4 protein-coding genes and 1 pseudogene are annotated in these 6503 nt (G+C 60.6%); 1 reads left to right on the forward strand and 4 read right to left on the reverse strand.

Annotation, left to right across the window (positions count from 1 at the left end; genetic code table 11):
- From C9413_RS25855 to C9413_RS25870, 4 genes are all read right to left on the reverse strand, one after another.
- On the reverse strand, positions 1-618 hold a 618-nt coding region (locus C9413_RS25855; protein ID WP_170251089.1), incomplete at its 3' end, for a TIM barrel protein.
- Between the two features lie 21 nt (positions 619-639).
- Positions 640-2484 carry a 3D-(3,5/4)-trihydroxycyclohexane-1,2-dione acylhydrolase (decyclizing) gene (gene iolD, locus C9413_RS25860; RefSeq protein WP_039844401.1) on the reverse strand — a complete coding sequence of 615 codons (1845 nt, stop codon included), beginning with the start codon at positions 2482-2484 and terminating at the stop codon, positions 640-642.
- A gap of 24 nt (positions 2485-2508) precedes the next feature.
- The gene (iolC, locus tag C9413_RS25865; protein ID WP_039844402.1) at positions 2509-4443 is read right to left on the reverse strand and encodes a 5-dehydro-2-deoxygluconokinase; all 1935 of its coding nucleotides are present in this window, start codon (positions 4441-4443) and stop codon (positions 2509-2511) included.
- Positions 4444-4535: 92 nt separating this feature from the next.
- Positions 4536-5408 carry a MurR/RpiR family transcriptional regulator gene (locus C9413_RS25870; protein WP_039844403.1) on the reverse strand — a complete coding sequence of 291 codons (873 nt, stop codon included), beginning with the start codon at positions 5406-5408 and terminating at the stop codon, positions 4536-4538.
- Positions 5409-5618: 210 nt separating this feature from the next.
- On the opposite strand from C9413_RS25870, the pseudogene C9413_RS25875 reads away from it, so the two are divergent.
- Positions 5619-6329: pseudogene (locus C9413_RS25875) on the forward strand (Gfo/Idh/MocA family oxidoreductase); the annotation flags it as partial.
- Positions 6330-6503: the final 174 nt, after the last annotated feature.

Below are 6503 nucleotides of genomic sequence, written 5' to 3' on the forward strand. Positions count from 1 at the left end.
GATATGGCGGACGCGGTGCATGGACTTCTTCGCGACGTCCACGGGATCGCTGCCGCCGAACCAGGCATGTCCCGTGTCGAGCAGCAGCTTCGTTGCCGGGCCGGTATTCTCCATCAGCTTGTCGATCTCGGCGCCTGTCTGCACGACCGTGCCCATATGGTGATGATAGACGAGATCGATCCCCTGATCGGCGCAATATTGCGCGATCGCCTCGATATCGGCGCCGAACTTCTTCCACTGATCGTCGGCGAGAGCCGGCTTGTCGGCGAGAGCCTTGCTGTCGTTGCCGTGGATGGCGTTCGACGTTTCGCAGACGATGCACACCTTGCAATCATTGGCCTTGAGCATGTCGAGATGCGGCTGGATCGCTTGTTTCTCGTCCTCGACACTGTGGTCGAGCAGGTTCAGCGAGTGCCAACCGGATACGAAGACGAGCTTGTGCGCGGCGAGCACTTTCTTCAGTTCGTGGCCGTCGGACGGCATCTTGTGGCCCTTCTCGATGCCGTCGAAGCCGATCTTCTCGCAATCGCTGAGGCAGTCCTCGAGCGTCAAATGCGCGCCGATCGTGCGGTCGTCGTCATTGCTCCAGGCGATGGGGTTGGTCCCGTAGCGGATCATCATTGTCTCCGGATATGTGATTTAGCGTTGATGCTTGCGCGCTTCGACATAGCTCTTGCGCGCCTTGTTGACCTGTTCGCGCGGGCTGACCTCAGGAACGGCGACATCCCACCAGTGACCGCCGGCTTCTGTCGTGATCAGCGGGTCGGTATCGATGACGAAGACCGAGGTACGGTCGTTCTTCTTCGAATCGGCAATCGCCCTCTCCAGTTCGGCAATCGAAGAAACCTTGACCGCGATGGCGCCCATGCTCTCGGCATGCGCCCGGAAGTCGATTTCCGGCATCACCTGGTGGTAGGAGTCCTTCAGCAGGTTGTTGAAGTTCGCACCGCCCGTTTCCATCTGCAGGCGGTTGATGCAGCCGTAGCCGCGGTTGTCGAGCAGGACGACGTTCACCTTGATGCCCATCATCACCGAGGTTGCGAGCTCGGAGTTCAGCATCATATAGGAGCCGTCACCGACGAGAACGAAAACCTCCTTATCGGGGTTGGCCATCTTGGCGCCGAGGCCGCCGGCGACCTCGTAACCCATGCAGGAGAAGCCGTATTCCATGTGGTAGCTGCCGGGGGCTGTTGCTGGCCACAGCTTGTGCATCTCGCCCGGCAGGCCGCCTGCGGCGCAAAGGCCGATCGCCTTATCCAGTTCGATCGAGCGCGTCACCGCGCCGATCACCTGCGCATCAGATGGCAGGGCGGCATTGGTGGAAGCCATCGCCTTGTTGGCAGCATCCGTCCAGACATTCTTTTCCTTCGTCGCCCTTTCGGTGAGTGCCGCCGGTGCCTTCCAGCCACCAAGCCCTTTCGACAGCGCCTTCAGGCCTTCGCGGGCGTCGGCGATCAGCGGCTGACCGTCATGCTTGTAGGCATCGTAGGCGGCGATGTTGAGGCCGAGGATCTTCAGCTTGTCGTTCTTGAACAGCGCCCAGGAGCCGGTCGTGAAGTCCTGGCAGCGGGTGCCGACGGCGATGATGAGATCGGTTTCCTCGGCAATGGCGTTGGCAGCCGAAGTGCCGGTGACGCCGACGGAGCCGAGCGCCAGGGGGTGGCGCTCGTCGATCGAGGATTTGCCGGCCTGGCTGACGACGACGGGAATGCCGTGAGCCTCGACGAAGGCTTCAAGTTCCTGCGTCGCCTGTGAATAGAGCACGCCGCCGCCGGAGATGATCACCGGCTTTTGGGCGGATTTGATCAGCGTGATCGCCGAGGCCAGTTCATCGGCGTCCGGCTGCGGACGGCGTATCGTCCAGACCTTTTCTTCGAAGAGGTTCTCCGGATAGTCGAAGGCTTCCGCCTGGACGTCCTGGCAGAGGGAAAGCGTCACCGGGCCGCAGTCCAGCGGATCGGTCAAGACCTGCATGGCGCGCTTCAGCGCGGTGATGATCTGCTCGGGGCGGGTAATGCGGTCGAAGTAGCGCGAGACCGCGCGAAAGGCGTCGTTGGCCGAAACCGTGCCGTCGCCCCAGTCCTCGATCTGCTGCAGCACCGGATCGGGCGCGCGGTTGGCAAAGACATCGCCGGGCAGGAGGAGCACCGGGATGCGGTTGACATGTGCGACGCCGGCTGCCGTCACCATATTCAATGCGCCCGGGCCGATCGAGGTCGTGCAGGCCATGAACCGCTGGCGGAAGCTTGCCTTTGCATAGGCGATCGCCGCATGCGCCATGCCCTGTTCGTTATGTGCGCGATAGGTCGGCAGTTCGCCGCGCACCTGATAGAGCGCTTCGCCGATGCCGGCGACATTGCCGTGGCCGAAGATCGCCCAGACGCCGCCGAAGATCGGCACCTTCTTGCCGTCGACGACAGTCATCTGCTTCTTCAGGAAATGCGCAACCGCCTGCGCCATCGTCAATCGGATCGTCTTGCCCATCGGGCACCTCCCAAATGCTCTTAATTAATGCAGGCCGCGGGTTTTCAACCAGGCCTCGGTCAGTCGGCGGAAGCGTCCGGCCATGTCGGCGATTGCTTCCTCGTCATTCATGTTGCCGGAGAGCCAGGCGCGCGCCGCATCGGCAAAAATGGTGCGGCCAACGGCAAAGCCTTTTACCGAAGGGGCGGCAAGCGTTGCCTCGAAACCCTTCACGAGCTCTTCGGCCGGCGCCTCCAGCCCGAGCAGCACGATACCGCGGCACCAGGGATCGTTCCTTGCGATCACGGCGTCGATCTTCCTCCAGGCAGCCGTCGAGGCCTGCGGCTCCAGCTTCCACCAGTCCGGCTTGATACCGAGCGCGTAAAGCTCTTCCATCGCCGTCGAGATCGTGTCGTTTGTCAGCGGGCCGTTCTTGCTGGCGATGATTTCCACCAGCAGTTCGCGGCCGACCTTGCGCGCGGCCTCGAAGAGTGTGCGCAGCTTCTCCTGCTGCTTTTTCTTTAGATCGGTCGGATCATCTGGATGATAGAAGCACAGGCACTTGATGCAGTGGTTGAGCGGCCATTCGACAAGCTGCGAGCCGATATCCTGGCTGAACTCGAAGCGCAGTGGCTTCGAACCCGGCAGTTCGACCGGCCGTCCGATCCAAGAGAAATTCCTGCTCGCCGCATCGAAGAAGGCGTCACGGCCGAACCGCTCGTCAATCAGCATGCCGTAGCCGACACGGCCGCCGGCAACGCGCGCGGCCGCTTCGACGGCCAGCCGCTTGAAGGCGACGATCTTCTTGTAGTCGACGCCCAGTTCGTCGCAAACGCTGGTGAGTTGTGACCGATGGTCGATGGCGAGCGCCATCAAAAGCGGAATATCGCCCTTGCGCGTCGACGCCCAGTGAATGTGGTTGATCGCCTCGTCCTTGCGTAGCGCGCGGTGCTCGCTGCCGTTCTTCAGGAAGAAATCGAGCTCCGCCCAGGTCGGATATTCCGGCGAGCAGAGCAGGCGGGAGACGGCAAAGGCGCCGCATGCATTGGCCCAGGTGGCGCAGGTCTTCAGCGGCTCGTCCTTCAGCCAGCCGCGCAGGAAGCCGGACATGAAGGCGTCGCCGGCGCCGAGCACGTTGAAGACCTCGATCGGGAAGCCCTGGCCGATGATGCCTGCTTCCAGATCGTCGGCAATCGGTCCGTCGTAGACGATGCAGCCCATCGCGCCGCGCTTCAGCACGATCGTTGCCGGCGAGAGGCGGCGGATTTCCTTGAGTGCGCCGAGCACGTCATCCGCGCCGGAGGCGATCAGGATTTCCTCCTCGGTGCCGACGATGAGGTCGCAATCCGGCAGCGTCTCCTTCATCTTCGAAGAGACGCGGTCGGACTTCACATAGCGCTCGAAGCCTTCGGCATGGCCGGCAAGCCCCCAGAGATTTGGACGGTAGTCTATGTCGAAGATCACCTTGCGGCCATTCGCTTTGGCGATCCGGATCGCCTTTCGCTGCGCAGCCTCGGTGTTCGGTCGCGAGAAATGTGTGCCGGACACGAGAACGGCGCGTGACGACTGGATGAAGTCCTCGTCGATATCGCCTTCGTCGAGCGCCATGTCGGCGCAGTCCGAGCGATAGAAGATCATCGGCGAAACGCCTTCTGCCTCCACCGCAAGCAGCACGAGCGCCGTCAGCCGTTCGTTGTCTGTCCGGATACCCTTAGTTTCCACACCTTCGCGCGCCGACTGCTCGATGATGAAGCGGCCCATCTGTTCGTTGCCGACGCGGGTGATCAGGCCGGACTTGAGGCCGAGGCGCGCCGTGCCGATAGCGATATTGGCCGGGCAGCCGCCGACGGATTTGGCGAACGAGCCGATGTCCTCCAGCCGCGAACCGATCTGCTGGCCATAGAGATCGACGGAAGAGCGGCCGATGGTGATTACATCAAGAGATGGCTCGGGCTGCAGATCCGGATTCGATTGTGCCATGATGTCCTCCCGCTAGATTCCTGCAGGACATTGCCGCCTGCAGATTTTGAATAATGAAACATTGGTTCCGAGTTTTTGTCAATTCGGAATATTTATTCCATTTTCTCTTTTGCGGTCTTGGGATGGTGCAGTTTGCGCCGACGCTCGGCGATCGCCACCGGCAGCGCCATCACCAGCGCCATGGAGGCGGAAAGCGAGCGGAAGCCGGCAAAGTCGGCTTCGGCAACCTCGAACCAGCAGGCGGCACGGGCCGCAAGCGGTGAGAAAGCCGAATCGGTGATCGCGACGACCGGCACGCCGCGATCGGCCAACCCTTCGGCCTGGCTGAGGCTGTCGGCAGCGTAGGGCGAGAAGCTGGCGGCGATCGCCGCATCCTTTGGCGTTGCGAACTGCACCATCTCCAGATCGACCCCATTCGGCGAAGCGACGATCTGGTGGCGGATGCCAAGTTTCGAAAGGGCATATGTCATATGCGCCGTGAGCGGATAGGAGCGGCGTTTCGCTATAAGATATATGGTGTCCGCCGCCGCCAGGATATCGACGGCCCTGGTGAAGGTCTCCGTCTCGACGGTCGCCGCCATGCGGTTGATGGATTGGGTGGCCGCGGCGATGAACCCTGAAAGCAGATTGGCATCTTCGTCACCTTCGGATTGCTCCAGCGTGGCAAGGCGCTCCTCGTAGCTCAGTGTCCGGTCGCGCAGCCGCTCGCGGAAAATACTCTGGAGATCGGAGAAGCCCTCATAGCCGAGGTGACGGGCGAGCCGCACCAGCGTCGACGGCTGGACGTCCGAAGCTGCCGCAATGCTCGCCGTCGTGCCGAAGGCAATCTCGTCCGGATTGCCGAGCGCAAAGGCGGCGACCTGGGCCAACCGCTTCGGCATGCTTGCCTTGCGCTCGATGATCGTGCTGCGCAGGCTTTCGAAATCGCGGGGCACGCGTACAACTCTCTTGGTGTCGTTATCCATGCAGGCGGCCCACAGAATGAAACAAATATTCCATATTGAAAAGCATAAATGATTTCGCTTTTTGATTCTAACTGTTTTTATTTCCCTTGGAATCACGGATTTTGAACAATATTCGGCATCGCCTGACGCAAATGATGCATCCGTGTCGCCCTTGTCAAAACGGTCCAAATATTCCAAAAATCACCCCGGACATAGTGGAGTGTACGGAAAATGAAACCACTCGGCATCGGTTTGATCGGCACCGGTTATATGGGCAAGTGCCACGCGCTGGCCTGGAATGCGGTGAAGGCTGTGTTCGGTGATGTCGAGCGTCCAAGGCTCGTGCATCTCGCCGAAGCCAACGCAGACCTCGCCAAATCGCGCGCCGCCGAATTCGGCTTCGAAAAGGCGACGTCCGACTGGAAAGCGCTGATTGCCGATCCGCAAGTCGACGTCGTCTCCGTTACCACACCGAACCAGTTCCATGCCGAAATGGCAATCGCGGCGCTTCAGGCCGGAAAACATGTGTGGTGCGAAAAGCCGATGGCTCCAGCCTATGCCGATGCGGAGCACATGCTGAAAGCGGCGAGGGCTTCCGGCAAGGTAGCCGTTCTTGGATACAACTATATCCAGAACCCGGTCATGCGGCACATCAAGACGCTGATCGGTGAGGCTGCGATTGGCGCCGTCAACCACATCCGCGTCGAGATGGATGAGGATTTCATGGCGGATCCGGAGGGCTTTTTCTATTGGAAGAGTGAACTGTCTTCAGGTTACGGCGCGCTTGACGATTTCGCCGTGCATCCGCTTTCGCTGCTCTGGTATCTCTTCGGCCACGTCGAAGCGGTCATTACCGACATGGTGAAACCGTTTGCCGACCGTCCGCTCATGGAGGGCGGTCGCCGTGCGGTCGAGAATCACGATGGCGCAAACGTCCTGCTGTCTCTTATACACATACTCGAGCACACGAGACTCCTGCGCAGCTAGTATGCCGTCTTTTGCTTGAAAAAAAAACAACAAAACCACAAAATGCCCACGCTCTACGACGAGACGTAGACGTAAAAATAAAAGTTATGTGAGTAATATGCGGCACGCGAAGCAACTACGAGACGGCCA

The organism is Rhizobium sp. SEMIA 4085 (genome assembly GCF_013004495.1).
GTDB lineage: Bacteria > Pseudomonadota > Alphaproteobacteria > Rhizobiales > Rhizobiaceae > Rhizobium > Rhizobium gallicum.